The 1892-nt window shown below is 70.6% G+C and carries 1 protein-coding gene; it reads right to left on the bottom strand.

Going from position 1 to position 1892, the window contains the following annotated elements:
* Positions 1-540: 540 nt before the first annotated feature.
* A complete protein-coding gene (locus JMF90_RS35245; protein ID WP_011694424.1) occupies positions 541-1767 on the bottom strand; it encodes a patatin-like phospholipase family protein in 1227 nt (408 codons plus the stop codon).
* Positions 1768-1892: the final 125 nt, after the last annotated feature.

Below are 1892 nucleotides of genomic sequence, written 5' to 3'. Positions count from 1 at the left end.
GGGATGTCCTTCTCCATGTCCCAGCGGACAGCTTCGAGCGACCTGTAAAGTTCCGGATAAAGCATGGTGTTCATGATGGTCCCACCCCTGTTCTGCGCAATGCGACTTCTCTAAACGTGACTGTTGCCGCGCCAGCGCGCCACGCGCGCTTTTTGCAGCCAAGACTCTAATTTTACGCGGGAAACCGGCCCGCCGGACGCTGATTCCTCGTCCGGCGGCCGGGCGGCCGCGTTGCCGCCGTTGGGCATGTCGCAACCCGCTCCGTTCCGACGGAGGCCGGTCGCGCTTGCCTGAGTGGGGGCCGGCGCTGGCCGGCTCGTTGGCGCGCCCGTCCCCTGCCCCAGGCGGGTTCCCCGAAAGGTCCCGTGCGGATGCCGGATCGGCGGGCTGCTCGATATGGTGTATACGGCGGCGGCCATGATAGCACGCGTGCATGACGGTTCCGAGACGCCTGCCCGGTCGCGCGCCGCCAACCGCGGTGCGGCGATCGGTCGCGCCTGACCGTCGCGAAAACGCAACCTTACATTGCGCCTGCGCGTGTCAGACCCGTATTTCGCCGGCCGCGAGGCCGCCTTCCGGCGGCGTGCCGGCCGCCGGTGCGCTGCTGCCGTCCGCCTGGGCGATCCAGCCGGCGAGCGTCTCGCGCTGCGCCCGGCCGTCGCGGTAGCCGAGCTCGATCAGCTCGCGCGTGAACGCCTCCTCGAACAGCAGGTAGCTCGCGAACGACGCGCCGGCCGGCTGGCTGCCGCCGATCGCGCCGAGCAGCCCGCGCATCGTCGCCGGCATCTGCTTCAGGTGCTTCGCGGCAATCAGCTCGATGCGCTCGGACGGCGCGATCGCGAGCACGTCGACGTGCCGCCAGCCGCTGTCGAGCTCGACCTGGTGCGGCAGGTGCTCGATCATCCGGTTGATGTGCTCGATCCGTTCGATGTCCGAGCCGATCGAGTCGAGGAACACGCTCGCGAGCACCTGCTGGCCGATCTGCGCGAGGCTCGGATAGCCACGGGCCCGTCCCGCGCCGTTCGCGGCCGGAATCTCGGGCCGCGGATCGGCTGCACCGACCACGACGATCCGGTCCGCACCGAAGTGGATCGCCGGCGACAGCGGCGCGATCTGCCGGATCGAGCCGTCGCCGAAGTACTCGATCTGCCCGTCGAGCACGAGCGGCACGGCGGGGAACACGAACGGAATGGCCGACGACGCGAGCAGGTGCGACGCCGACAGGTCGACGAGCCGCGCGGTGCGCTGCGCGCGCCGCCACGCCTGGATCGGCTCGGCCGCCTGGTAGAACGTGAGGTGCCGACCGCTCGAATAGCTGAGCGCGGTGATCGCGAGCGCATGCAGCAGGCGCGCCTCGAGCATCTGCTCGATCCGGTGAAAACTCAGCTCGCGCTGCAGCAGGTGCGCGAGCGGCGTGTTGTCGAGCAGCCCCCGCGGGGAGCGGCGCGCCGCCCAGCCGAACGTCATCGTCGCGAGCCAGCGCGCGCCGGCGGCCGCGATGCCGAGCCAGTCGGTGCGATACACGTAATCGGCGCGCAACGGTTCCCAGAATTCGAGCAGGCGCCGCACGCCATGGGAAAAGTCGTCTGCGTGGCTCGCGACCGACGTCGCGTTGATCGCGCCGGCCGACGAACCGCACACGACCGCGAACGGCAGCGTGTGCCGCTGCGGATCGGCCTCGCGCGCGATCTCGGCCAGCGCCTTCAGCACGCCGACCTGGTATGCGGCGCGCGCGCCGCCTCCCATCAGAACGAGCGCGAGTCGCATGATCGACCTGCTACCTGCGCCGCATCACGTCGAGCGCTTCGGCGGACGCGTTTCGGGCGACGAAGCGGCCGCCGCGCGCTCCGCGGCCGAACCGGACGGCTTCGCACGCTTCGCGGCGGGCTTGC

Origin of the sequence: Burkholderia sp. E168m23 (genome assembly GCF_016586125.1) — a bacterium.
Taxonomy (GTDB): Bacteria; Pseudomonadota; Gammaproteobacteria; order Burkholderiales; family Burkholderiaceae; genus Burkholderia; species Burkholderia orbicola.
The sequence above is the reverse complement of the archived record's forward strand: the minus strand, read 5'-3'. Positions and strand labels throughout refer to the sequence as shown.